The 23802-nt window shown below is 71.9% G+C and carries 18 protein-coding genes; 15 read left to right on the top strand and 3 right to left on the bottom strand.

Annotated features, from left to right (window positions below):
• Positions 1-2: 2 nt before the first annotated feature.
• Positions 3-1115: an HD domain-containing phosphohydrolase gene (locus BMZ50_RS06830; RefSeq protein ID WP_177212685.1), complete on the bottom strand. Its 1113-nt coding sequence runs from the start codon at positions 1113-1115 to the stop codon at positions 3-5.
• A 565-nt stretch (positions 1116-1680) separates the two neighbouring features.
• Here BMZ50_RS06830 and BMZ50_RS24095 point away from each other — a divergent pair.
• From BMZ50_RS24095 to BMZ50_RS06815, 3 genes are all read left to right on the top strand, one after another.
• Complete coding sequence (locus tag BMZ50_RS24095) at positions 1681-1848, top strand: hypothetical protein (protein ID WP_177212684.1); 168 nt, start codon at positions 1681-1683, stop codon at positions 1846-1848.
• Between the two features lie 149 nt (positions 1849-1997).
• Entirely contained in the window at positions 1998-2672 is a 675-nt protein-coding gene (locus BMZ50_RS06820) for a dihydrofolate reductase family protein (RefSeq protein ID WP_245753425.1), read from the top strand.
• Positions 2673-3089: 417 nt separating this feature from the next.
• On the top strand, positions 3090-3914 hold the full coding sequence (locus tag BMZ50_RS06815) for an N-acyl homoserine lactonase family protein (protein ID WP_177212683.1): 825 nt from the start codon (positions 3090-3092) through the stop codon (positions 3912-3914).
• A gap of 408 nt (positions 3915-4322) precedes the next feature.
• Here the strand turns inward: BMZ50_RS06815 and BMZ50_RS06810 are convergent, their stop codons facing one another.
• A complete protein-coding gene (locus tag BMZ50_RS06810; RefSeq protein ID WP_091322534.1) occupies positions 4323-5192 on the bottom strand; it encodes a hypothetical protein in 870 nt (289 codons plus the stop codon).
• Between the two features lie 764 nt (positions 5193-5956).
• Positions 5957-6532: a PadR family transcriptional regulator gene (locus tag BMZ50_RS06805; RefSeq protein ID WP_091322533.1), complete on the bottom strand. Its 576-nt coding sequence runs from the start codon at positions 6530-6532 to the stop codon at positions 5957-5959.
• Positions 6533-6605: 73 nt separating this feature from the next.
• Here BMZ50_RS06805 and BMZ50_RS06800 point away from each other — a divergent pair, with 73 nt between their 5' ends.
• The 12 genes from BMZ50_RS06800 to BMZ50_RS06745 all read left to right on the top strand — a co-directional run bounded on the left by BMZ50_RS06800 (position 6606) and on the right by BMZ50_RS06745 (position 23781).
• The gene (locus BMZ50_RS06800; RefSeq protein WP_091322532.1) at positions 6606-8123 is read left to right on the top strand and encodes a class I adenylate-forming enzyme family protein; all 1518 of its coding nucleotides are present in this window, start codon (positions 6606-6608) and stop codon (positions 8121-8123) included.
• Positions 8116-10545 (top strand): xanthine dehydrogenase family protein molybdopterin-binding subunit, encoded by a 2430-nt coding sequence (locus tag BMZ50_RS06795; RefSeq protein ID WP_218146129.1) that lies wholly within the window; start codon positions 8116-8118, stop codon positions 10543-10545. Before BMZ50_RS06800 ends, BMZ50_RS06795 begins: the two co-directional genes overlap by 8 nt.
• 32 nt (positions 10546-10577) lie before the next feature.
• Positions 10578-11360 (top strand): enoyl-CoA hydratase/isomerase family protein, encoded by a 783-nt coding sequence (locus tag BMZ50_RS06790; RefSeq protein WP_091322531.1) that lies wholly within the window; start codon positions 10578-10580, stop codon positions 11358-11360.
• Between the two features lie 5 nt (positions 11361-11365).
• Positions 11366-12247: an FAD binding domain-containing protein gene (locus BMZ50_RS06785; protein WP_091322530.1), complete on the top strand. Its 882-nt coding sequence runs from the start codon at positions 11366-11368 to the stop codon at positions 12245-12247.
• On the top strand, positions 12244-13509 hold the full coding sequence (locus BMZ50_RS06780; RefSeq protein ID WP_091322529.1) for a xanthine dehydrogenase family Fe-S subunit: 1266 nt from the start codon (positions 12244-12246) through the stop codon (positions 13507-13509). Before BMZ50_RS06785 ends, BMZ50_RS06780 begins: the two co-directional genes overlap by 4 nt.
• Before the next feature lie 422 nt (positions 13510-13931).
• Positions 13932-14996: a ScyD/ScyE family protein gene (locus BMZ50_RS06775; RefSeq protein WP_177212682.1), complete on the top strand. Its 1065-nt coding sequence runs from the start codon at positions 13932-13934 to the stop codon at positions 14994-14996.
• Between the two features lie 724 nt (positions 14997-15720).
• On the top strand, positions 15721-16095 hold the full coding sequence (locus tag BMZ50_RS24090) for an SCP2 sterol-binding domain-containing protein (RefSeq protein WP_177212681.1): 375 nt from the start codon (positions 15721-15723) through the stop codon (positions 16093-16095).
• Entirely contained in the window at positions 16092-18185 is a 2094-nt protein-coding gene (locus BMZ50_RS06765; RefSeq protein WP_091322526.1) for an amylo-alpha-1,6-glucosidase, read from the top strand. Before BMZ50_RS24090 ends, BMZ50_RS06765 begins: the two co-directional genes overlap by 4 nt.
• A gap of 323 nt (positions 18186-18508) precedes the next feature.
• Positions 18509-19444, top strand: a complete 936-nt coding sequence (locus BMZ50_RS06760; protein WP_091322525.1) for an MIP/aquaporin family protein — start codon at positions 18509-18511, stop codon at positions 19442-19444.
• Complete coding sequence (gene glpK / locus BMZ50_RS06755) at positions 19437-21023, top strand: glycerol kinase GlpK (protein WP_091322524.1); 1587 nt, start codon at positions 19437-19439, stop codon at positions 21021-21023. The genes BMZ50_RS06760 and glpK overlap by 8 nt, the downstream gene beginning before the upstream one ends.
• Positions 21020-22021, top strand: a complete 1002-nt coding sequence (gene glpX, locus BMZ50_RS06750; protein WP_091322523.1) for a class II fructose-bisphosphatase — start codon at positions 21020-21022, stop codon at positions 22019-22021. Before glpK ends, glpX begins: the two co-directional genes overlap by 4 nt.
• 47 nt (positions 22022-22068) lie before the next feature.
• Positions 22069-23781 (top strand): glycerol-3-phosphate dehydrogenase/oxidase, encoded by a 1713-nt coding sequence (locus BMZ50_RS06745; RefSeq protein WP_091322522.1) that lies wholly within the window; start codon positions 22069-22071, stop codon positions 23779-23781.
• The last annotated feature ends 21 nt before the right edge of the window (positions 23782-23802 follow it).

Below are 23802 nucleotides of genomic sequence, written 5' to 3'. Positions count from 1 at the left end.
GCTTAGCCCTTCACCCGGATGACACCGGTGACTTCGCCCCGGCCGGCGTAGTTCTCCAGACGGTGGATCAGCGCCTCGGTGACCACCGTCCCGCGCCCGACCAGCAGCACCCCGGACATCGTGACGATGTCGTCGAAGACCTCCATGCCTTCCTGGAGGTCGTAAACGTCCACCGGCCGCGGCGGGGAGGTGACCTCCTCCACGGCGTGGCAGCGGATCAGGGCCTCGAGCACCTGGGGGTCGTAGGCGCCGGCGTCGGCCTGCAGGACGGCGATGGTGTCCTGCACCGACCGCCGCACGCTCATGCCGGCGTCGAAGTCCACGGCGGCGCGCAGGATCCGTGCCCCGAGGGGCAGGTCCTCGCCGCCGGGGACGCCTGGCCCGTTTCCCTTGCCGTCGTAGCGGGCCCGCTGCCAGCCGATGGCCTCGGCAACGCGCTCGAGCCGGGGGATGTCCCCCACCAGGTCCCGGCTCAGGCCGATGACCCGGCTGTCCATCTCCCGCTCGTCCTCATCCAGGGGCCGGCCGGCGTCCAGCTTCGCCAGGACGGTCGGCGGGAGGGTGACCGCGCCCAGGTGGGTCAGCATCGAGGTCACCTCGATCTCCCACGGTTCCTCTACCTCGAGGGCCTCCACCAGCTCGGACACGATCCGGTTGATCCGGACGGCGCGGGCCAGCAGCGCCGGCTGGGCGAGGGACAGCGTCGCGGTGAGCGACGCCACCGTCTTGCGCAGCGTCGTCCGCAGCAGCTCCTTCTCTGCCCTCACCAGCCGGTGGACCTCGACCGCGCTGCCCAGCTCGGCCACGAGGACTTCGGGCGGGCAGGGCTTGGTCAGGAACCGGTAGATCTGCCCCTCGTTGACTGCCGTGATCGCGGTCTCGGCGTCGGCGTTCCCGGTCAACAGGATGCGCACGATGTCCGGGTCGTGCTGGCGCACGTGCGACAGGAACGTGGCCCCGTCCATCTCGGGCATGCGCATGTCCGACACCACGACCGTGACCGGCTGGGACTCCAGCAACTGCAGCGCTTCGGCGCCGCTGGTGGCCGTGTGCACCGTGAACCACGGTCGCAGCTGGCGGCGCAGCCCGCCCAGGATCGCCGCCTCGTCGTCCACCAGGAGAATCGGAGGACCATTGGTCGTCTGGGGCGTGAGCACGGGGTCAAGTACGGGCAGGCCGTTCAACTACTGCTCCTCTGCGGCGTTGCTTGTGAACAACCGCAGCCGGAGCGGCGGTTCAGCACACTCATCGACACCAGCGGTCGACGCCTGAAGGAATGCGGAACGAATTCAGCTCAGAATGACCCATCCGAGTAGGCGTACGTTGTCAACTCGCTGCGTGGTCGCGGGATACCGGCGTGGCTGATGAAGAAGTCGGTCCTGCGGCCGCCGCTCACGCCCCGGTGCTTCACCCATCACCTGCCGTACACGAGCTCCGCGGCAGCCGGACACCGGAGCGGCTTCATCGGCCGAGCACCGCTGTCCATGGCGCGTCTCAAGATCATCCGCGTATCCCGGCGGGCCAGCAAGACGGGTCAGGCAACGGACCAGGACGGGTGCGTAGATGCCTGTGCAACGGCTTTTGGGACCTGCCGGCGCGCACCCGCGCGACGGAGCCGTCGAGGGTGTCGACGAGGCCGACGCCCTCGGTGACGTGCGCCCTCTTCGCTACGTTGGCCGCATGGCGGACGACGGGGTGCCGACTGTGGATGCGGTCCTGATGTCGTTGCGGACTGTCACGGACGACGGACACCGCGGCGGCCTTGATGAGGTCATCACCGCGTTCGGCTTCGACCGCTCCGAGGTGGAGCTGGAGTTCGAGGCGGAAGGCGCGACCGGAACCGCGTAGCGCCGGAGGATCCTGGCTGGAGCAGTGAACAGGAGTCGCGGCCACCGCATCGGACCCATCTCTCACCCTCTTTGCCGTACTCAGGTCTGGCTGAGTACGGCAAACAAGATCGACGCGATAGGTCCATTTCCTAGCGCGCTGAGGAGCACGTGCGGTTCGCCATCACCCGCTACCGTCCGCACGACCGCTTGCAAGTCGCAGTCACTCAGGAGGTTGGGGTGCCGGACACCACGTGTCACATGTCGATCTCGCTGGACGGCTTTGTCGCCGGGCCGGACCAGAGCCGCGAGGACCCCCTGGGCAAGCGGGGGCGCGAGCTGCACGGCTGGCACATCGGCGACCCGCGAGCCAACGATGCCGACAAGGTCGCGAACGAGTGGCTCATGCGCCCGCGGGGCGCGTATGTGATGGGTCGGAACATGTTCGGTCCGATCCGCGGGGACTGGGATGAGGCATGGACCGGGTGGTGGGGCCCCGAACCGCCGTATCACGCGCCGGTGTTCGTGCTGACCCATCACGGACATGACCCGATCCAGATGGAGGGCGGGACGACCTTCCACTTCGTCACCGAGGGCTTCGACGCGGCCTACTCCGCAGCGTGTCAGGCCGCCGGGGACAAGGGCGTGGACATCGCCGGTGGGGCCTCGACCGTCCGACAGGCACTGATCGCCGGCGTGATCGACGAGCTCACCCTCGACATCGCACCGGTCCTGCTCGGTTCGGGCGAGCGCATCTTCGACGGGGTTGGATCCTTCGGCTTCGAACCCGCCGAGGTGCTTCACTCTCCGCTGACCACCCACATCCGCTATCGCCGCGTCAGCTAACTCCGCAGGCGCTGCCGGCCTTCGGGCGTGGTCTGGGCGAGGTGCGCCTCGGAGCAGTCACCATCGCAGAACCGTGTCCGCGCCGGTGCGGGGGGACCGGTCGGCCGCGTTCGGCGGCGCCTGACGTGCGGTCGGGAACTTGCCGTGGCCGCTCGGGCGTCACCGCGGCACGGTGATCAGCGGGCGGCGTCGCTCATGACGGCGGCTGGCGGAACGGGAGCACGTTCGGTCGTTGACACCTGACTCATCCCCCGAGCACCATGCCGCGTCTGTGTCGTGATGGACATCGGCGGTCACGCTCGCAGGATCGGGATGGGCCTTTCTCGAAGGGGCCCACCTGTGGCAAGAAGGGCCGACCGACGTGGTCGACCGTGATGCACTGCAGTTCCTCGACGGCTGGAGAGGATGAGGTCAACGATGACCCCAGGAATCAAGGGCATGAAGTTGTCTCTGCTCGATCTCGGGCGGATCGACACCGATGACGGCTTCTTCATGCGCGGCTGCAATGCCGCGGTGCAGTCCGACCCGAACCCGCAGTACGAGCGCCGCCGGGTCGCCGTGATCGCCGCGGTGATCGAGCATCCCAAGCACGGTCCGATCCTCTTCGAGACCGGCTGCGCGCAGAACGCGAAGGAGGAATGGCCGGCGCCGGCCTACGACGCGTTCCCGTTGAACGTCTACGAGGAGCGCCACCACCTCGACAAGGCGCTGGAGGCCGCCGGCTACGGCATCGACGACATCAACGCCATCGTGATCGGCCACCTGCACCTCGACCACGCCGGCGGGCTCGAGCACTTCCGGGGCAAGAACATCCCGATCTACGCCCACGAGCTCGAGATCAAGGAGCACTACTACGCCGTGGCGACCAAGGAGGACATCGGCCCGTACGTGCCCGGTGATCTGAACTGGGAGCTCAATTGGCAGCCCATCCACCGCGAGGAGACCGAGCTGTTCGAGGGCATCACCCTTCGGCACATGCCCGGCCACACCCCGGGGTTGATGACCATGCAGGTGGAGACCAACAACTCGGGGCACTTCTTCCTGACCAGCGACCTGTTCCACGTGCGGGACCTGTTCGAGCAGGGTGTCCCGCAGGGCTGGCTCGGGCGCGACAGCTTCGACTGGTGGAAGAGCTACCGCTGGATCAAGCAGCTCCAGCAGCGCTACGACGGCACCATGGTCTTCGGCCACGACGCCACCACTCTCGAGGAGCTCCAGGCCCAGGCCTCGTCGTTCGACTGACCGGTGTCCTCCTGCTGCTGACCGCGTACCCCCCCGAGCCTGCGCGCTCGGGGGGTACGCGCGACGGCTCGTTCCGCCCCGAGGCGACGTGCGAGCGCGCCTGCGGGGCCGGCGCCTGGTTGGTGGCGCGACACGCGGACGTCGGGGGCTGTCCGATTCCCGGCGGTTCAGCGTGGCGCTGCCTCCTGACTTCTCTCGCGGCCTCGCCGACGAGGACATGAGCGCCGAGGACGGCTTCGGGAAGCGAGATCCCCTCACGGGTGATCTGTGGCCTGCTCGGCGCGCCCGGCCAGTACCGGGCCGGTTTCCAGCGGCTCGTGAGGCGGCCGCTCGACCCGTCCCTGTCCCCGCAGGAGCGGACGGCATCCTCCCGTCGGGTAACGCCTCACGCCCGGCGGTGTCCCGCGCTCACCGTCTGACGGTCAGGACGACGGACTTCGGTGTGCCGGTCGTCGTGTTGAAGGAGATCGTCACCTGCATGTCACGACTCGGGCGCTGGCTCGTCGTGGTGACCGTGAAGGCAACGGTCCTCGCGCCGGCGGGCAGGTACGGCGAGCTGGGGTTCGCTGTGAGCCTTGAGCTCGACTCAGAGAAGAGGAACATCCCGCCCTCCGGGGCCGGGCCGCTCATCGTGACCGTGCCCGTCACGGTCGACCCGTACCTGACCGAGTTCGACCGCAGCGTGACGCTGGCGACCGTGGGCACGGATACCGCGGACTCCGAGACCTTCACCGAGTAGGCCCCGTCCGCGCCGGAGACCGTCCGGATGTCGAGGACGTTGCCGGTGTAGACCTGGTTGTCGGGCGTATAGGTGAGGAACCCGTACTCGCCTGCCGGGAGCACGTCGGTGGTGAAGCGCTCGAAGCTGTTGGCCATCGTCACGTTGTTGATGGACGTGCCCGACCCGTCGGCGTTCACGCGGTACAGGCCGCCGATCTGCAGGCCCCCTTGGCCTCCGAGGCCGAGCGCCGAGCCGGCGGCGGTGATCTCGCCGGTGTAGGACTTGCCGCCCGTCGTGGTGAACCGGAAGAAGTCGAAGTCCTGGCCCGCGGTCGTGCGCGGGAAGGGGTTGGGGGCCTGGCAGATCGCCCTGGTCACCGTGCTGCCGACCGTGACCGGCGCCGCGACACCGGCGGAGAAGCCGAAATCGCCGTCGGGCTCCCAGGGGTCAGGCGCACACTCGGCCGGCACGGCGGCCTGGGCCGGGAGGGCGACGACGCCGGCGCCCGCGGCGGTTGCCGCCGCCGCGAGAACGATCAGAAATCGAGGAGTCCGCATATCGGGAACCTATCTGCGAACGAATTCAGCGCCGGGCGGGACTTTCGTCCTACGACCCTCGGTTGTCGGCGAATGGGAAAGCGCGGCCATCCTCTCGTCAGCCGCGAGGCGCGAGGCGCGAGGCGCGAGGCGCGAGGCGCGAGCGCGGTGGGCGCGCGCCGACGGGGGAGACCCGGGCCGGAACTGCGCGGTCGCCCGCCGGCAGTCGGCTCACCACCCGTCCGAGGGGCTGCCGATGACCGAACGGATTCCCGGGCGTCGTCCACCGGAGTTGCGATGCGATTCGGGGTTGCCGCACTCCGGGAGCATGAGGACATTCCGCGGAGCGTGCCGCTGAAAATGGGGAAGAGAAACTTGTCGCTCGGGCGCGTGACCGGATGTCGCGGAATGGGAGAGGCGTGTCGGACGTGCAGCTGAGTGGAAAGTCGGCGCTGAGCCGCACAGGAGGCCGCGCGCGCCCACAGGAGCGCTGTGCGTGCACAGGTTCGACCGTGCTGGGCCGAGGTGCTCCGGCCCGGGCGAGAAGTTGATCCCTTGCCGAAAGGTGGTCGCAACGCGGCTGAGCGGGCGACCAGGAGCGCGGCCCCACTCCCGGCTGCAGCTGTGACGAAGGCCGGCCGGGTCGATGCTGCGAGCCTCGTCCGGTGCGGCCGCAGGATCGGCCGGATGCAAGGTGGGCAGATCGCTGATCATGATTGCCCCGTCGGCCCGGGCCGCGGTGCTCGTCGGCCCAGGTGGCCGCGTGCGGCCACCGCCTCGTTGATCTACCCCCGGGCGGCCGCGTCGCCGGCCACCGGGGGCAGCCACGCGTCGGGGTCCTTCTCCAGCGCGGTCCAGAACCGCAGCGCCGCGTGCTCCATCTCCAGGCCGAGCCGGAGCGTGACCATCCGCGGGGCGACGCCGCGAACGTCGCCGTACCGCCGCTGCATGTCCTCGTAGACCGCGATCCGCTCGGTGTGCGCGGCGATCTGCTCGCGCGCCAGCCGCGTCACGTTCCCGGGCTCCCCGAGCTCGTTGAAGAACAGCTTCAGCTCAGCGACGTCGCGCAGCTGGAAGTGCTCGTTGGTCGGCGCGGCCAGCCAGGCGCGTAGCTCCCGCAGCCCCTCCTCGGTGATCGAGTACGTCCGCCGCCGGCGGCCTTCCTGTTCGCTGGAGGCGGTCAGCAGCCCCATCTGCTCGAGGCGCTGCGGCTCCGAGTACAGGGCGGCGTGGGGGAACGTCCAGAAGTAGCCGATCGACCGGTTGACCGCCCGCTTGAGGTCGTAGGACGTCGACGGCCCGCGCAGCCCGAGCGTCCCGAGCACCACGTAGGAGGTCGGCGAGAGCCGTTCGGACGCCACGATTGCCAGCCTAATCTTCTGGTCTATATGGTCCAACCCAGATCATTGTCGATCGGGTTTCGGAGGGTGACGCATGGACCTCGCCACCGCCCTGACATGGACTGCCCAGCGTCACCCGGACCGCCGCGCGGTCGGTGGTCCCCGGCCGCTGTCGTACCGCCGGTGGGACGCGCGCACCAACCAGCTCGCCCGTGCCCTGGCCGATCTCGGGGTCCGGCGTGGCGACCGGGTCGGGTTCTTCCTGGCCGGCGGCGAGCCCCTGGCCAGCCTGCACCTGGCCGCGCAGAAGCTCGGCGCGGTCAGCGTCCCGCTGTCGACGCGCCTCGGTCCCGAGGAACTCGGCTACTGCCTCGAGGACGCCGAGGCGGCCCTGCTGGTCACCGACGAGACCACAGCCCCGACGGCGGAGAGGGCCGGGATCTCGACGCGGCACCGCGACGTCGGCGAGCTGGCCGTGGACGGCCAGCCGGACGGTGCCCTCGGCGACCCGCCGGACGAGTCCGGCATCAGCGTCATGCTCTACACCTCCGGCACCACCGGCCGCCCCAAGGGCGTGCCCCGGTCGCACCGTGCCGAGCACACCGCCGCCGTCGCCCACCTGGTGCAGACCCAGCTGCGGCAGGGCGAGATCGTCCTCGGGGTCATGCCGCTGTTCCACACCATGGGGCTGCGCACCCTGCTGGCCAGCATCGTCTGCGGCGGCACGTGGGTGCCCCAGGCCCGGTTCGACGCGGCCGAGTCCGTGCGGCTGATCCAGGAGGAGCGGGTCAGCTCGCTGTACCTGGTGCCCACCATCTACTGGTCGCTGCTGCGCGAGGACGGCTTCGCCGGCACCGGGGTCGACCGGCTGGCCTACGCCGGCGCGGCGATGACCCCGGCCCTCGCCGAGCAGTTGGCCGAGGCGCTGAACCCGCAGGTGCTGGTCAACCACTACGGCAGCACCGAGATCTACACCTTCACCATCGGCCCCGACGGCCTGCGCAAGCCCGGCTGCGCCGGCCGCGCCGGGCTGTTCTCCCGAGTCCGGCTGGTCGAGCCCGACGTCGGCGCCGCGCCCGACGCGCTGGTCGGCCCGGGGGAGCAGGGCCAGGTCATCGTCAGCATGGCCAGCCCCGAGGCGTTCGGTGGCTACTGGCACCGCCCGGACGCCGACGAGAAGTCGATCCGCCGGGGCTGGTACTACACCGGCGACCTCGCCACCGCCGACGAGGACGGCGACCTGTGGGTCTCCGGCCGGGTCGACGACATGATCAACTCCGGCGGCGAGAACATCTACCCCGACGAGATCGAGGCCGCCCTCGTGCGCTGCCCCGCCGTCGCGGACGTCTGCGTCGTCGGGATGCCCGACGAGCGCTGGGGCAGCGCGGTCACCGCGTTCGTCGTCCCCGCCGACGGCCGCGCCCCCGACCAGGCCGTGCGCGAGCTGCAGGACTACGCGACGAGCCACCTCCCGTCGCTGAAGCGGCCCAAGCGCGTCGTGGCGATCGGCGCCATTCCCCGCTCCGCCGTCGGCAAGACCCTCCGCCGCGCACTGACCGCCGGGGAGTACCAGTCCCTGGCCGACCTCGATACCGGAGGCGCCCGTGCCTGACGCCGACACCGCCCCCCGCTGGACTCCTACCCGCATCGAGGACGCCCCGCTCGTCACCGGGCAGGGGAGGTTCCTCGACGACCTGGACCCGCTGCCGGGCACGTTGACCGCGGCGATCGTCCGCAGCCCTCACCCGCACGCCCGGATCCGCACGGTGGACCTGTCCCGTGCCCGTCGGCACCCCGGCGTCACCGCCGTCATCGGGCCGGAGGAGGTGGCCGCCGAGCTCGAGCCCTTCCCGCTGTCGGTGACCACCCGGATGCCGTACTTCCCGACCGGCACCGACAAGGTCCGCTACGTGGGCGAGCCGGTGGCGGTCGTCGTCGCCAGCGACCGGTACGTCGCCGAGGACGCCGCCGAGCTCGTCGACGTCGAGTACGAGCTGCTCGACCCGGTCGTCGGCGTCCGCGCCGCCCTCGCCGACGACGCCCCCCTGCTGCACGAGGACCAGGGCTCCAACATCGCCACCGACCGCACCTTCACCTTCGGTGCGGTCGACCGCGCCTTCGCCGAGGCCGCGCAGGTCGTCACGGGCACCTACGACTTCCCGCGCTACTCCTCGGTGCCGATGGAGTGCTACTCCGTCGTCGCGAACTGGACCGACGAGCCGGCCGGTCCCGCGGTCGAGGCCTGGGCCAACTTCCACGGCCCGTTCACCATGGTCCCGGTCATGGCCGGGGCGCTGGGCATCCCGACCTCCCGGGTGCGGCTGCACGTGCCGGCCGACATCGGGGGCAGCTTCGGCATCAAGGCCGGCATCTATCCCTACGTCGTCCTGCTGGCGCTGGCCTCCAAGTACGCCCGGACACCGGTGCGCTGGTCGGAGGACCGCGTCGAGCACCTGCTCGCCAGCTCCACCGGGGCCGACCGGATGATGCGGTTCGAGGCGGCCGTCGACGACGACGGCCGGATCACCGCGCTGCGCGCCGACCTCGCCGACAACGTCGGCGCCTACATGCGCCCGCCGGAGCCCAGCACCCTCTACCGCTGCTACGGCAACATCACCGGCGCCTACCGGATCCCGGCCGTGCAGATCCGCGCCCGCGCCGTCGTCACCAACACCATGCCGACCGGGCTCAACCGCGGCTTCGGCGGCCAGCAGCTCTACTTCGGCCTGGAGCGGCTGATGGACGACGTCGCCAGGGCCACCGGGCTCGACGTCGTCGAGGCGCGCTGCCGCAACCTGGTGCCGGCCGACGCCTTCCCGTACGAGACCCCGACCGGCGGCGTCTACGACTCCGGCAACTACGAGGCGGCCATCCGCCTCGCGGTGCGCAACGCCGACCTCGACGAGCTGCGCCGCCGGCAGGCGGCGGCCCGCGAGCGCGGCGAGCTCTACGGCATCGGCCTGGCCGCGGTCGTCGACCCCTCCGGCACCAACATCGGCTACGTCGGGCTGGCCACGCCCGCCGCCGACCGCAAGCCCGGCCGTGACAAGTCCGGCTCCACCGAGCACGTCCGGGTCAGCGTCGACGTCCAGGGCATCGTCACGGTGCTGCTCGGCAGCGTCCCGCAGGGCCAAGGGCACGCCACCACCGCGCGGCAGGTCGCCGCCCGGCGCCTCGGGCTGCCGGAGGAGCAGGTCCGCGTCGTCATCGAGATGGACACCGCGACCACCCCCTGGACGGTCACCTCGGGCAGCTACTCCTCCCGCTTCGCGCCGCTGGTCACCAGCGCCGTCGTCGCGGCCTGCGACCGGATCGCCGGCACGGTGAAGGCCGCCGGCAGCGTGCTGCTCGAGACCGCGCCCGAGCAGCTCGAGCTCGCCGACGGCACGGTCCGGGTGACCGGCGACCCCGGCCGGTCCGTGCTCTTCCGGCACGCCGCCGGCGTCGTGCACTGGGACCCCGGCGCGCTGCCCGAGGGCACCCCGGCCCGGCTCTACGAGGAGGCGGCCTTCGCCCCGCGCGAGGTCCGCGCGGCCACCCGCGACGAGCGGATCAACTCCAGCCTCTGCTACGGCTTCGTCGCCGAGCTCGTCGCGGTGCGGATCGACCCCGACACCCTCGAGATCACCATCGAACGGGTCTCCTCCGTGCACGACGCCGGCACCGTGCTCAACCAGACCCTGCTCGACGGCCAGGTCCACGGCGCGCTCACCCAGGCCCTCGGCGGGGCGATGTACGAGGAGTTCACCTACTCCGAGGGCGGCCAGCCGACGTCGGCGACCTTCCTCGACTACCTCTGCCCGACCACCGCCGAGGCCGGGTTCCCCCTGGTGACCGACCACGTGGTGACGCCGTCGCCGCTGACCCCGCTCGGTGCGAAGGGCAGCGGCGAGGGCAGCTCGATGAGCTTCCCGGCGGCCGTGGCCAACGCGGTCACCGACGCGCTGTCCCCGCACGGCCTGGCGATCAACCAGCTGCCGGTGCACGGCACCGTCCTGTTCGACCTGCTCGACGGTGTCCGCCGTCCGGCCTGACACCCACCCCCTGCAACCGAGGAGCTCCCCGCATGCCCACGACCGGTGGCGACGTCCTGCTCGACCACGGCCACGACGGCCGGGTCGCCTACCTGACCCTCTCCCACGGCGGCTACACCGTCGTCACGATGGAGATGCGGGCCAAGATGGCCGAGCGCTTCGCCGAGATCGACCGGGACGAGCGGGTGCGCGCCGTCGTCATCCGGTCCGACGGCAAGCACTTCACCTCCGGCGGCGACATCGCCGGGTTCATGGAGGTCGACCCGATCGACCTCTCCCACCTCGGCCAGGACATCACCGCCCCGGCCCGCAGCGGCAAGCCGGTCATCGCGGCCATCGACGGCTACTGCTTCGGCGTCGGCCTCGAGCTCGCGCTCTCCTGCGACATCCGGCTGGCCACCGGCCGCAGCCAGTTCGCGCTGCCGGAGATGAACCTCGGGATGATCCCCGGCAGCGGCGGCACCCAGCGGCTGGCCCGGCTGATCGGCCTCTCCCGGGCGAAGTACCACATCCTCACCGCCACCCGGATCCAGGCGCAGGACGCGCTCGACTGGGGCCTGGTCTCCGAGGAGCTCTTCGCCGACCGCGACGCGCTCTACGAGGGCGTGGAGAAGCTGGTCACCAAGCTGCTCGGCTTCTCACCGATCGCGCTGCAGACCGGCAAGGAGGTGCTCGACCGGGGCATCGACGGCCCGCTGTACACCGGCATCGAGCTGGAGCGGAAGGCCTACGCGATGCTGCGGGCGACGCAGGACTTCGCCGAGGGCGTCACGGCGTTCGGCGAGAAGCGCAAGCCCGACTTCGTCGGGCGGTGAGCTGAGTGAAGCCGGCCCCGTTCGCCTACGTGCGCCCGGCGACGCTGGACGACGCCGTCGCCGAGCTGGCCGCGACCGACGGTGACGGCAAGGTGCTGGCCGGGGGGCAGTCCCTGGTGCCGGTCCTGGCGATGCGCCTGGGCCGGCCGGGCACCCTCGTCGACATCAACGCCGTCGCCGGCCTCGACGGGCTCGAGCGCCGCGACGGCGCGCTGCGGATCGGTGCCACGGTCCGGCAGCGGCACGTGGAGCGCAGTTCCGCGGCGGCCGCCGTGCCGCTGCTCGGGCTGGCGCTGCCCTTCGTCGGGCACCGCGAGCTGCGCAGCCGCGGCACGGTCTGCGGCAGCCTGGCGCACGCCGATCCCGGTGCCGAGCTGCCCGCCGTCGCCCTCTGCCTGGGGGCGGCCCTGGAGGTCACCGGACCGCGCGGGCGGCGCACCGTGCGCGCAGCTGATTTCTTCCAGGGTGCGATGACCACCGCGGTCGGCCCGGACGAGATCCTCACCGCCGTGCAGTTCCCGGCTGCCGGGCCCGGGGAGGGCTTCGGCTTCGCCGAGCTGGCCCGCCGGCACGGCGACTTCGCGCTGGCCGGCGTCGTCACCCGGGTCCGCTCCCGGGACGGCGCCGTCGCCGAGGCGGTGCTGTCCGGCTTCGGGGTCTCCGACCGCCCGGTCACCCGTGACGTCACCGAGCTGGTCCGGGCCGCGGCCGGGGAGGCCGACGTCGAGACCGCGCTGCGCCCCGGCACCGAGGAGCTGGCCCGGGAGATGGTCGACACCGCGGGGGACGCCCACGGCTCGCAGGGCTACCGGCGGCGGCTGTTCGCCGTCCTCGCCGCCCGCGAGCTGGCCCGCGCCCACCGCCGAGCAACGGAGAGCCCGTCATGACCACCACCGAGCACCAGCGCGCGGTGAAGGCCGCAGCGGACGAGCTGATCGACGTCTCGTTCACGGTCAACGGGACCCCGGTGACCATCCGGGTGCCAGCCCGCATGCACCTGGCCGACGCGCTGCGCCAGCACCTCGGCCTGACCGGCACGCACCTGGGCTGCGAGCACGGCGTGTGCGGCATGTGCACCGTGCTCATCGACGGCGACGCCGCCCGCGCCTGCCTGGTCTTCGCCGTGCAGGCCGAGGGCACCGACGTCGTCACGGTCGAGGGGCTGGGCACCCAGGACGATCAGCACCCGCTGCAGCAGGCCTTCAGCCACCACCACGCGCTGCAGTGCGGCTTCTGCACCCCCGGCTTCCTGATGAGCTCCTACGACCTGCTCGCGCACGAGCCCGGGGTGGACGCCGACAGCCTGCCCGAGGAGCTGTCCGGGGTGATCTGCCGGTGCACCGGCTACCGCGGCATCCTCGCGGCGGTCGCCGACTTCGCCGAGGCGCACCCGGAGGGGGTGCCGCCGCCGCGCAACTGCGCGCCGCGCACCCTCGTCGGCCGCGGGGGTGGCACCAGCTCGATCGCCCTGGACAGGGCGCCGGTGGGGGACGCCGAGGAGGCGGTGCCCACCGACATCACCCGGCCGACCGGCACCCCGACCCTCACCGTCGAGGTCACCCGCCTGCTGACCAGCTCGCTCGCCGACGTCTGGGCGGTCATGACCGACGTGCACCGGCTGGCCCGCTGCCTGCCGGGGGCGGAGATGACCGAGGACCTCGGCGACGACCGCTACCGGGGCCGGGCCAAGGTGGCGCTCGGCCCGGTGCGGCTGGCCTTCCGGGGCCTGGCGCGGATCACCGAGCGCGACGAGGCCGAGCACCGGCTGGCGCTGCTGGCCCAGGGTGCGGACACCGGCGGCAACCGCACCGCCGCCGACATCGGACTGCGCGCGACGGCCACCCCCGACGGCGGCACCGAACTGCGCGCCGACGCCGCGGTGTTCCTCTCCGGCCGGATCGCCCAGTTCGGCCGCGCGCTGGCCGGTGACGTGAGCCAGCGGATGTTCGAGCAGTTCGCGCACGCCCTCGACGAGACCGCGCGGACCGGCCAGGCCCCGGACGTCGGCGCCGGCCCGAGCGCGCTGGCGATCGGCGCCGCCGCCGTCCGGGACGCCGTCCGCCGCCGGGTCGCGGCCCTCAGGACGAGACTGCGGGAGCGGAGGGGCCACCGGCGGGGCACCTCACCCCGGTCATCGTCGGGCGCGTGACTCATGCCGGGGCAGGCACGTTCGACATCAGCTCGCGGAGGAGTGGACCGGGGAGCGCGCTGCTCGTGAACAGCGGAACGGCCAACGACGACATCGCCGTCCGTCGGCGCCCCCGCTACAATCCCCGGCCGGCCGGGCGCACCGAACGCGGTGGATCGCACCGATCCGTATCTGATCTGCCCATACGCCGCGGCGGGCGATGTGATCGACGCGGGGACGTCCTCCGGATTTCCGGCGCACCCGGGCGGAGCGCGATGCGGCCTGCGACGCCGCGGATTGCGGCGACCACCGGGAGCCACGACACACGAGGTCGGCGGTGTCGCCTCCGCTCCGTGATGCCTGGTGGTCTTGAGGTGCACGCGGCGTAGCCGGAACTCTCCGCCGGGTTCTCAGCTCCCCCCCGACTCCCAGGAGAGATGTCCATGAAGCCCTCGAGAGCAGCCGCCGTGATGCTCACCGCGCTCGGCGTCATCGCCGCGTCACCCGGCACGGCCGGCGCCGACGACCGGGACCGGAGCGGACGGGGCGACGCGTCGGTCACCACGGTGGCCGAAGGTCTGTCCGGCCCTCGGCAGCTGAACGAGTACCGCGGCCAGCGGTTCGTCGTCGCCGAGTCCGACTCCGGCGGGATCTCCGCGATCGACGTCCGCACGGGCACGGTGACCACCCTGCTCGACGGGCTGTTCAGCCCGCAGGGCGTCGACTACGACGACGGGCTGCTGTTCGTCGCGGTGGGCGCGCCGGCGCCGGTGCCGGGCGCCCCCCAGCCGGGCCCGGGCCAGGACTCCATGGCGCTGCTGATCGCCAAGCCGAACGGCGAGGTGCTGAAGAAGATCGACCTGCTCGCGTACGAGAAGGCGAACAACCCCGACGGCCAGGACCCCGACGCCCCGGACGCCCAGTCCAACCCGTTCTCGGTGCTCGCCCAGGACCGGCGGGTCCTGGTGGCCGATGCCGCCGCCAACGCCGTGCTGGCGGTGGACCGCCGCACCGGGAAGGTGAGCACCTTCTTCGTGCCGCCTCTGGTGAGCCCGGGCGAGGTCGAGGGCTGCGCCGGCCGCCAGGCCAACCCGGGCACCGTCGGCTGCGACCCGGTGCCCACCGGCGTGGTCGAGGGGCGGGACGGGCTGCTCTACGTCAGCACCCTGGGCGCCGAGGTCCCCGGTGCGGCCCGGATCTACGTGCTGAACCAGCGCGGTCACGTGGTGCGGGTGATCGAGGACCTCACCAGCGCCACCGGTGTCGCCGTCGGCCGGGACGGCACCATCTACGTCTCGGAGATCACCGAGGGCCAGATCGTGCGGATCGACCGGCGCGGCAACCGGACGTACAGCCCGATCCCCACGCCCGTGGGCGTGCTGGTCGAGGACGGCCGGCTGTACTCCACGGCCGACAGCGCCGGCTTCCCCGGACCGGTTCCGGGAGCCGTTGTCCGGGTGGGCGCCGGCACCTTCGGCCCCACACCGGCTCCGGCTCCGGCTCCGTAGCCGGGTCCTCCCGGACGATCCGGTGAGCACGGGACCCCCGAGCCTTCGCTGAAGGACCAGGCCGGTTCAGGTCGACCGCGACGCTCGCCCTCGGCTGCACAGGTCGTGAACGACGAAGGGCCCGCGGCGATGGCGGTTCTACCCGTCGCTGCGGGCCCTTCGACTCTGTGTCCGAGGGGGACTTGGCGCCGCGAAGGGGGAGCCGTCCCACCTGCGGTCTCCGCAGTGGGGGAGGGGCGCGGCCGATCGGACGAGATCACCCAGCATCGTGTTCGCGGCGTCCTCTTCGGCGACGAGATGGATGAGTTGCCGTCGACATCCCCACCACCCGAGACGTCGCCGGCCGGCGCCACGCAGGTCACCGACCGAGAGCGCCGCGAAGGTGGGAGGGGGCAGCCGCCTATCCAGCCACAGTGTCGCGGCGTCCCGCCGAACGGGTCGTGCCGCACCCGCCCGGGCGGCCGGCGCCGGGACGGGGTCTCGGCCACATCGGCACGGTGGGTGCGCGCGATGCCCGGATCCGGGAGGGGCGCCCGGTTGCCAGACGTGTCGCGCCATTGCCAGATGCGCCCGGCAGCGCAGTACAGCGGGGTCGCGGCCGAGACGCCCGCACCGCCGCGCCGGTAGGTTCGGTCTGTCGGCCCGCGGAGGAGACGCGGGGGTGCCGACGCGGCCGCGACGACGCCGGCCGCCCACCCGATCCCGGGCGCAGGGGGACTCCTCCATGACGGCGATCGACGACTTCTTCGCGGATCTGGAACGCCGCGGACATGAACCGATGCTCAGGCGGCTCAGCGCGACCGTGCGCTGGGACATCCTCGACGGCGACCGGACCGAGCACCGGCTGGTCCGGATCGACCACGGCGACCTCCGGGTGGCCGTGAGCGACGAGCCCGCCGATTGCGTGATCATCGCGGAGCGCGCGGTCTGCGACGACGTCGTGAGCGGCCGGACCAGCGCGCTGGCGGCGCTGCTCCGGGGTGCGGCTGCCATCGACGGGGACTTCGAGTTGATGGTGCTGGCCCAGCGGCTGTTCCCGCGCACGTCGGGCGGCTCGGCCGGTCGCGCCGTCGCCGCGGCGGGAGGGCCGCCGTCGTGAGCGAGGACCTCGTCCGGATCCTCAACGGCAGCACGTTCGTGGTCTGCGACAGGCGGGGCGACATCGAGGCCTCGCCCACCGACCCGACCGGGCTGTTCGCGTTCGACACCCGGTTCCTGTCGCGGTGGGTGCTGACGGTCGACGACGAGCGGCTGACCGCCCTCTCCACCGACGACCTGCAGTACTTCGAGACCCGGTTCTTCCTCGTCCCGGGCACCGGCACGGTCTACGTCGACGCGAAGACCACCGTCATCCGCCAGCGCGCGGTCGCCGACGGCTTCCTCGAGCAGCTCACCGTGCTCAACCACGACGTGAAGCCGGTCGAACTGACGATCCGGATCGAGGCGGCAGCCGACTTCGCGGACCTGTTCGAGGTCAAGGACGCCCTTCAGAAGAAGGGTTCGTACACCGTCGAGGCGGTGGCCGGGCAACTGGTGATGAGCTACCGACGGGAGACGTTCCACCGCAGCACGACGGTGACCTCGACCCAACCCGCCGAGGTCGACGAGCACGGGCTGACGTTCACCACCCACATCGAGCCGCACGGCGCCTGGCACACCGAGCTGACCGTCCGCGCGGTGGTCCTGGGACCCGGCGAACGCCCCCTCAAGCCGACGGCGGCCGCCGACGACGAGCGGCGGGAGATGCTCGAGGACCTCGAGCGCTGGCTCGCCCGGGCACCGCGCCTGACGTGCGACTCCGACTCCCTCGTCGCGACCTACCGGCGGAGCCTGATCGACCTCGCGGCGCTGCGGTTCTCGCCGATCATCGCCGGTCCGCACAGCCTGCCCGCGGCCGGACTGCCGTGGTTCATGACGATGTTCGGCCGCGACAGCATCTTCACCAGCCTGCAGGCCCTCCCCTTCGCCCCGGAACTGGCGAGGACGACGCTGCGGGTGCTGGGCGACTGGCAGGGGAACCGCGTCGACGACTTCCGCGACGAGGACCCCGGCCGCATCCTGCACGAGGTCCGCTACGGCGAGCTGAGCGCGTTCCAGGAGCGACCGCACACCCCGTACTACGGCACCGCCGACGCCACGCCGCTGTACGTGGTCCTGGCGGACGAGTACGAGCGGTGGACGGGGGACGCCGAGCTGGTGCGCCAGTACGAGCAGGAGCTGCGCGCGGCGCTGCGCTGGATCGACGACTATGCGGACCTGCAGGGCAACGGCTACGTCGCCTACCAGCGGCGCAACGAGGAGACCGGCCTGGAGAACCAGTGCTGGAAGGACTCCTGGGACGGGATCTCGTACCGCGACGGCCGGCTGCCCGGATTCCCGCGAGCCACCTGCGAGCTGCAGGGGTACGCCTACGACGCCAAGATGCGCGGCGCCCGCCTCGCGCGCGAGTTCTGGGACGACCCCGCCTACGCCGACGACCTCGAGCGGGCGGCGGCCGACCTCAAGAACCGGTTCAACCGCGACTTCTGGATCGAGGACGGGCAGTACTACGCGCTCGCCCTCGACGCCGACGGCGCCTGGGTGGACGCGCTGTCGTCCAACGTCGGCCACCTGCTGTGGAGCGGCATCGTCGACGCCGACCGGGCGCCGGCGATCGCCGGGCACCTGCTCGGCCCCCGGCTGTTCTCCGGCTGGGGCGTGCGCACCCTGGCCGCGGGTGAGGCCCGGTACAACCCGATCGGCTACCACAACGGCACGGTGTGGCCGTTCGACAACTCGTTCATCGCCTGGGGGCTGCGCCGCTACGGCTTCCCCGTCGAGGCCGCCCGGATCGCGGCGGGCAACCTGGACGCCGCGGACTTCTACCACGGCCGCCTGCCCGAGGCGTTCGGCGGCTACGAGCGCACGCTGACGAAGTACCCCGTCGAGTTCCCCACGGCCTGCAGCCCGCAGGCGTGGTCCACCGGGGCGCCGCTGCTGTACCTGCGCACGATGCTGGGCCTGGAGCCGCACGGGAACCACCTGGTGGTCGAGCCGGCACTGCCGGTCGGCATCGGCCGCATCGAGCTGCTCGACATCCCCGGACGGTGGGGCCGGGTCGACGCGTTCGGCCGCGGGCTGGTCGAGGTCGGCACCGGCGCCGGCGGTGGGTCACCGACGCGGCTCGCGGCTCCGGTCCGGCGCGCCTAGTGCGGGTACCGAGGTAAGGCACCGGCCGCGCTGCGGCAGGCGGCGAGCGCGGCCGCCCGCGCTCGGCAGGTGACGTGGCTGGCCGCCGGTGCTGATGTGCCGGTCCAGCGAGTGGCTCGTGGACCGCGCGAGGACGATCTCGAGGTAGCCGCCGTAGAGCAGGTTCGACAGGGACGACGTCGATCGGCGGGGAATGCCGGTCGAGTTGTGAGGCAGCTCACAGCCCCCTTACGGTACCTGCCAGTCGCCTCGCGGTCGTCCGGGAGTCGGCGCAGCGCCTGACAGGTGACAGCGGCACCAGCTACCGAGCAGAGGTACAGGTCATGACCGCGTTTCTGCGCAGCCGTCCTCTCGTGGGCGAACTCCTCGCCGAGTTCGCCGGAACGTTCATCCTCATCATGATCGGCCTGGGCGTCGTCGCCCAGGTCGTCGCCTCGGGGACCGGCGACTTCAACAGCATCGCGCTCGCCTGGGCTTTCGCGGTGACCCTCGGGGTGTACACCGCGGGCCGGATCAGCGGCGCGCACCTCAACCCCGCCGTCACCCTGGCTCTCGCCGCCTTCCGCGACTTCCCGTGGCGCAAGGTCCTGCCCTACATGAGCGTGCAGGTCGCCGCTGCCTTTCTCGCCGCCCTGGTCGTGCGCTGGAACTACAGCGAGGCCATCGCGGCCACGGACCCGGGCACGACTGCCGCGACCCAGACGATCTTCTCCACGCTGCCCGCCGAGGGGCTCGACGTCATGGGCGGATTCCGCGACCAGGTCATCGGCACGGCGATCCTGGTCTTCCTCGTCTTCGTTCTCATCGACGCGCGCAACAACCCGCCGCTGAGCAACCTGGCACCGCTCATCATCGGGTTCGTCGTCCTGGCCATCGGCCTGGCCTACGGCGCCAACGCCGGGTACGCCATCAATCCGGCTCGCGACTTCGGCCCGCGGCTGGCCTCCTGGCTGACCGGCTACGAAACCGCCTGGGTGGACGGCTCCGGGACGCCCTACTGGTGGGTGCCGATCGTGGCGCCCCTCCTCGGCGGGCTGCTCGGCGCCGCACTCTTCGAGCTCTTCGTCGGCCGGCCGCTCTCGGCGCACCCGGACTTCCAGGAGGTCGGCGAGGTGGTCAGCGACCCCGAGCCCCGCCGCGTCGCCTTCCACCGCAACGTTGCCGTTTCTGCCGACGGCGACGCCGTCGCGCGAGCGGGCGACCGGCATGACGGGAACACCGAGGCGCGGACCTACGGAAGGAGTGCCACCAATGGCTGACTTCATCGGAGCAGTCGACCAGGGCACCACCAGCACCCGGTTCATGGTCTTCGACCACGCCGGGCAGGAGGCCGGCCGGTACCAGCTGGAGCACGAGCAGATCATGCCCAGGGCCGGCTGGGTCGAGCACAACCCGGTGGAGATCTGGGAACGGACCCGAACCGTCATCCGCACGGTGATGAACCGGCTGGGCATCAGCGCGCCCGATCTGGGTGCGCTGGGCATCACCAACCAGCGGGAGACCACCGTCGTCTGGGACCGGCGCACCGGTCGTCCGCTGTACAACGCGATCGTCTGGCAGGACACCCGCACCGACCGGATCGCCGCTCGTCTGGAGCGGGAGGGCAAGGGCGAGATCATCCGGCACCGGGCGGGCCTCCCCCCGGCGACCTACTTCGCCGGTGGCAAGGTCCAGTGGATCCTGGAGAACGTCGACGGCGTCCGGGAGCTTGCCGAGCGTGGTGATGCGCTGTTCGGCACGACGGACTCGTGGCTGCTGTGGAACCTGACCGGTGGCACGGACGGCGGGGTCCACATCACCGACGTCACCAACGCCTCCCGCACCATGCTGATGGACCTGGAGACCCTCGACTGGGACGACGAGCTGCTCTCCTTCTTCGGCATCCCGCGCGCGATGCTGCCCGAGATCCGGCCGTCCGCGGACCCGCGGGGCTACGGCACCACACGGACCTCCGGGCCGCTCGGGGGCGAGGTCCCGCTCACCGCTTCGCTGGGTGACCAGCAGGCAGCCATGGTGGGCCAGGTCTGCTTCGACCCGGGGGAGGCCAAGAACACCTACGGGACCGGCAACTTCCTGCTGCTCAACACCGGCACGGAGCTGGTGCGGTCGCAGGCCGGCCTGCTCACGACCGTCTGCTACCGATTCGGCGACGAGCCGGTGCGCTACGCCCTCGAGGGCTCCATCGCCGTCACCGGTTCGGCGGTCCAGTGGCTGCGCGACCAGCTCGGCATCATTCGCGACGCCGCGCACAGCGAGGTGCTGGCTCGCGAGGTCCCCGACAACGGCGGTGTCTACTTCGTCCCGGCCTTCTCCGGCTTGTTCGCGCCGTACTGGCGCTCCGACGCCCGCGGGGCGATCGTCGGGCTGTCCCGCTTCAACAGCAGGCAGCACATCGCCCGGGCCACCCTCGAGGCCATCTGCTACCAGAGCCGCGACGTCGCCGAGGCCATGGAGTCCGATTCCGGCGTGCACCTCGAGGTCCTCAAGGTCGACGGCGGCGTCACCGCCAACGAGCTGTGCATGCAGATGCAGGCCGACATCCTCGGGGTGCCGGTCAGCCGCCCGGTGGTCGCCGAGACCACCGCGCTCGGCGCCGCTTACGGCGCGGGACTGGCCTGCGGGTTCTGGAAGAACACCGACGAGCTCCGGGCCAACTGGGCCGAGGACCGCCGCTGGGAACCGCAGTGGGACGACGAGCAGCGCGTCGCGGGGCATGCCGGATGGCGCAAGGCGGTCCAGCGGACCCTCGACTGGGTCGACGTCGACGACGACCCGGTCGGAGCGGCGCCGGCCGACCCGGAAGCCGCCCTCCCGACCCCGTCGGGTGCGGGCGCATGACCGGCGCCGGTCTCGCCTCCGGCACGGCGCTCGACCCGGATCGCAACCTGGCGCTGGAGCTGGTCCGCGCCACCGAGGCCGCCGCCATCTCCGCGGCACGCTACGTCGGCCGCGGGGACAAGAACCAGGTCGACGGGGCTGCGGTGGACGCGATGCGGCCGGTGCTGGGCTCGATCGGGATGCGCGGCGTCGTGGTCATCGGCGAGGGGGAGAAGGACGAGGCCCCGATGCTGTTCAACGGCGAGCAGGTCGGGAACGGCTCGGACCCCGAGGTCGACATCGCCGTCGACCCGGTGGACGGCACCACCGCCGCCGCCAAGGGGCTGCCCGACGCGGTCGCGGTCGTGGGACTGGCCGAGCGGGGCACGATGTTCGACCCGGGGCCGTGCGTGTACATGCACAAGCTGGTCGTGCCCGGCGCCGCCGCCGGCTCGGTCGACCCCGAGGCGCCGATCGCAGACATCCTCGCGACGCTGGCCCGCGCGCTGGGCAAGCGGCAGGAGGACCTCACGGTCGCCGTGCTGGACCGGCCGCGGCACGACCACCTGGTGGCCGAGATCCGCCGGGCCGGTGCCGCGGTCAGGTCCCTGCTCGACGGCGACGTCGCCGGCGCCATCGCCGTCGGTCAACCCGGCTCGGCGGTGGACCTGCTGGTCGGCGTCGGCGGCACGCCGGAGGGGGTGATCGCGGCGTGCGCGCTGCGGTGCAGCGACGGGGAGATCTTCGGCCGGCTGCAGCCCCGCGACGAGGGGGAGCGACGGGCCGCTCTGGACTTCGGCCACGACCTGGACCGCATCCTCACCACCCGGGACCTCGTCTCCGGCGACGACGTGTTCTTCGGTGCCACCGGCGTCACCGACGGCGCGCTGCTGCACGGTGTCCGTTTCGGGGAGAACTCGGTGGTCACCGAGTCGTTGTCCATGCGGTCGAGATCCGGCGCAGTCCGTGTGATCGAGACCCGGCACGACCGCAGCCGCTCCAACCTGATCAGCCACTGACCAGCTGCCTCCGGCCTCCGGTTGCCCCCCGAGCAGAGGAACGATCCGTGACCATCTCAGCCGCGCTCAGCCCCGAGTACCGCACCGCCGCCCTCCAGCGACTGGCGGGAGAGGAACTCGACGTCCTCGTCATCGGCGGCGGCGTCGTCGGCGCCGGCAGCGCGCTGGACGCGGCCACCCGGGGGCTGAAGGTCGGTCTGGTGGAGGCGCGGGACTTCGCCGCCGGCACCTCCAGCCGGTCGAGCAAGCTCTTCCACGGCGGGTTGCGCTACCTCGAGCAGTTCAACTTCAGCCTGGTCTTCGAGGCGCTGCGCGAACGCAGCCTCGTGCTCAACACGCTGTGCCCGCACCTGGCCCGGCCGGTGCCTTTCATCTATCCCCTGGAGAAGCGCATCGACCGCGCCTACGTCGGGCTCGGGATCGGGGTCTACGACGTGATGGGCGCCGGGCGGGGCGTGCCCGGTCACCACCGGCACCTCGGCCGCAAGAAGACGGCGGAGTCCTTCCCGTCGGGCAAGCGGTCGGCCATCCGGGGCGCCGTCCGGTTCTACGAGGGCGAGGTCGACGACGCCCGGCACACGATGATGCTGGCCCGGACGGCGGCGACGTACGGGGCGCTGTGCGTCACCAGCACCCGGGTCACCGAGTTCCTACGGGAGGGCGACCGGGTCTCGGGGGTGCGCGTCCGCGACCTCGAGGACGGCGGCGAGTTCACCATCCGCGCGGAGCAGGTGATCAACGCCGCGGGGATCTGGACCGACGAGATCCAGAAGCTGGTCGGGGGGCGGGGGCAGTTCCAGGTCCGCGCGTCGAAAGGCGTCCATCTGGTCATCCCCCGGAACCGGATCAACAGTGCCACCGGGATCATCACCCGCACGGAGAAGAGCCTGCTGTTCATCATCCCGTGGGGAAGCCACTGGATCATCGGCACCACCGACACCGAGTGGAATCTCGACCTCGCCCACCCGGCCGCCAGCAGGAGCGACATCGACTACCTGCTCGACCACGCCAACACCCTGCTGGCCGACCCCCTCACCCGGGAGGACGTCGTGGGCGTCTACGCCGGGCTGCGGCCGCTGCTGTCCGGGGAGTCCGAGGCGACCAGCAAGCTCTCCCGTGAGCACGCGGTCGCCAGCCCGGTCCGCGGCCTGACCGTCATCGCCGGCGGGAAGTACACCACGTACCGGGTGATGGCCAAGGACGCCGTGGACTCCGCCGTGCACGGCCTGGAGCGCACCGTTCCCCCGTCGATCACCGAGCGCATTCCGCTCGTCGGGGCGGAGGGGTACTTCGCCGCGCACAACGCCCGGCGGCTCACCGCCGAGCGCACAGGCCTCCCCGTGGCGACGGTCGAGCACCTGCTGGGGCGGTACGGGACGCTCTGCGGGGAGCTGTTCGACCTGATCGCCGAGCAGCCGGAGCTGGGACAGCCTCTGGACACCGCACCCGAGTACCTGAAGGCCGAGGTGCGCTACGCGGTGAGCCACGAGGGCGCCCTGCACCTGGACGACGTTCTCACCCGGCGCACCCGGATCTCCATCGAGGTGCCCGACCGGGGGGAGGCCGCCGCCCGCGAGGTCGCCGACATCGTCGCGCCGCTGCTGGGCTGGACCGCAGACCACGCCGACCGGGAGGTCGAGCACTACCGGCTCCGGGTCGAGGCCGAACGGGAGTCCCAGGAGCAGGCCGACGACCACACCGCAGATGCCGCGCGGCTGGGCGCGCCTGACGTGCGGGTGGGCGCAACGAGCATGGCCTGACCTGCGACTTGGTACATACGC

This window comes from Geodermatophilus ruber (assembly GCF_900114385.1).
Lineage (GTDB): Bacteria > Actinomycetota > Actinomycetes > Mycobacteriales > Geodermatophilaceae > Geodermatophilus > Geodermatophilus ruber.
The sequence above is the reverse complement of the archived record's forward strand: the minus strand, read 5'-3'. Positions and strand labels throughout refer to the sequence as shown.

Coding starts and splice junctions, on each gene's coding strand:
- BMZ50_RS24095 (WP_177212684.1), top strand. CDS start 1,681: ATGGCGGACGACGGGGTGCCGACTGTGGATGCGGTCCTGATGTCGTTG.
- BMZ50_RS06815 (WP_177212683.1), top strand. CDS start 3,090: ATGACCCCAGGAATCAAGGGCATGAAGTTGTCTCTGCTCGATCTCGGG.
- BMZ50_RS06810 (WP_091322534.1), bottom strand. CDS start 5,192: ATGCGGACTCCTCGATTTCTGATCGTTCTCGCGGCGGCGGCAACCGCC.
- BMZ50_RS06800 (WP_091322532.1), top strand. CDS start 6,606: ATGGACCTCGCCACCGCCCTGACATGGACTGCCCAGCGTCACCCGGAC.
- BMZ50_RS06790 (WP_091322531.1), top strand. CDS start 10,578: ATGCCCACGACCGGTGGCGACGTCCTGCTCGACCACGGCCACGACGGC.
- BMZ50_RS06780 (WP_091322529.1), top strand. CDS start 12,244: ATGACCACCACCGAGCACCAGCGCGCGGTGAAGGCCGCAGCGGACGAG.
- BMZ50_RS06775 (WP_177212682.1), top strand. CDS start 13,932: ATGAAGCCCTCGAGAGCAGCCGCCGTGATGCTCACCGCGCTCGGCGTC.
- BMZ50_RS24090 (WP_177212681.1), top strand. CDS start 15,721: ATGACGGCGATCGACGACTTCTTCGCGGATCTGGAACGCCGCGGACAT.
- BMZ50_RS06760 (WP_091322525.1), top strand. CDS start 18,509: ATGACCGCGTTTCTGCGCAGCCGTCCTCTCGTGGGCGAACTCCTCGCC.
- glpK (WP_091322524.1), top strand. CDS start 19,437: ATGGCTGACTTCATCGGAGCAGTCGACCAGGGCACCACCAGCACCCGG.
- glpX (WP_091322523.1), top strand. CDS start 21,020: ATGACCGGCGCCGGTCTCGCCTCCGGCACGGCGCTCGACCCGGATCGC.